The organism is Sporomusa sp. (assembly GCF_057736855.1).
Genome location: NZ_JBYKYF010000072.1, coordinates 1 through 1,652 on the forward strand (window position 1 = coordinate 1; position 1,652 = coordinate 1,652).

Here is a 1,652-nt window from a genome sequence, read left to right on the forward strand (position 1 = left end):
ACTTGCCCCTACTGGTATGGTATTTGTCCCCTGCAAAGGCGGCATTAGCCATAATCCTGCGGAATGGGCCAGTCTGGAAGATATTGCCGCTGGTGCTCAGGTGTTGTTTGGAGCAGTGACTAGGTTAGCGGCGGGGGATATTGTCGTAAGTCATGTAGAATAAACATAAATAATGAGTATTAATCCTGCAGATCATAATGGTTTGCAGGATTTTGTATGTTATAAAACCTTCCTTGTATGTTTAAGGTAGGGCTGACTGCACTGACAACTATTTCCTTTGGTGTATATACATGTTTATTGCTCGATTAGATCATCATAGGCTAGAGAATGTAGTTTCGACGTTTTTTGACATTTTTTATTGTTGATGAATAAAATTACTAGGTTATATATGTTATACTCAAAGTACAGACAATTTGTTTTGGTTTTACACTTTGTACTTCTAGAAGAGACAATGACAGATTGGGGGAAAGTAGTTGACAATTGATGAGAAACACGAAAAGTTAGGGGATCTCTTTCATGTATTGCGGGAGACGCAGTCCTGGTTTTTGCACATTTTAGACTCAATTTATGACGGATTATTAATCTGTGATGCTGAGTTTATTGTTAGATATATTAATCCTGAATACACGCGGATAACAGGTGTTGAGTATGAGAAAATCGTAGGCAAGAACCTGAGTGAGGTTAGACCAGGAGCTATTTTGCCCCAGGTTATTTATTCCGGAGTGCCTATGGCCGGTGTTTACCGGCGCGAGGGTGAAATCGAATATGTTGTGGATATGGCTCCGATTATAATTAATGGACAGGTAGCGGGCGGTATTTCGATTGTTAAGGATGTTACAGAAGTTCATCGACTAAGCCAGCAAGTTAATAAATTTGAAAAAAAGGCTAATCGCCTGAAGAAAATGGTTGAACATGCCTACCGGGCCCGTTATAGTTTTAAAGACTTTATCGGTCAAAGCGATTCGGTACAAAAGGTAGTCCAGTTTGCGAAAAAAGTCGCAAGTGGTGTATCGGATATTTTAATTACTGGAGAGAGCGGTACCGGCAAGGAAATTTTTGCTCATGCCATTCATAATGAAAGTAAACGTAGTCACGGTCCTTTTGTGGCCCTTAATTGCGCCTCACTGACCTCAAGTTTAGTAGAGAGTGAACTGTTTGGTTATGAGGAAGGGGCGTTTACAGGGGCACGTAAGGGTGGAAAGACAGGGTTGTTTGAGATTGCTGATGGCGGCACGATATTTTTGGATGAAATTGGCGAATTAAGCCTTGAGGTTCAAAGTAAATTGCTGCGGGTACTTCAAGAACGGACAATTCGTAAAGTAGGAGAAGTCGGTGAAGTAGAACTAGATATACGTGTAATTGCTGCTACCAACCGTAATCTGGCGGAAATGGTCAAAGACGGTAGATTCCGTCAGGACTTGTTCTATCGGCTCAATGTATTACATCTGCATTTGCCGCCACTTAGGGAACGAGGCGGGGATGTAACGCCGTTGGCAGAGCACTTTTTACACGTATTCTCGCAAAAAGTAGGGCGTCCGTTTCGGTTTTCTCCGGAAGTTTATACCATTCTACAAGCATACGGTTGGCCCGGAAATATACGGGAATTGCGGAATGTAATTGAATTTGCCGCTAATATGTGTGAAGACAATGTG

Annotated in this window: 1 protein-coding gene; it reads left to right on the plus strand. The window is 41.9% G+C overall.

Going from position 1 to position 1,652, the window contains the following annotated elements; translation table 11 throughout:
- Positions 1–473 precede the first annotated feature (473 nt).
- A partial coding sequence (locus AC29Z1_RS06690; protein ID WP_488270683.1) for a sigma-54 interaction domain-containing protein occupies positions 474–1,652 on the plus strand: 1,179 nt, incomplete at its 3' end.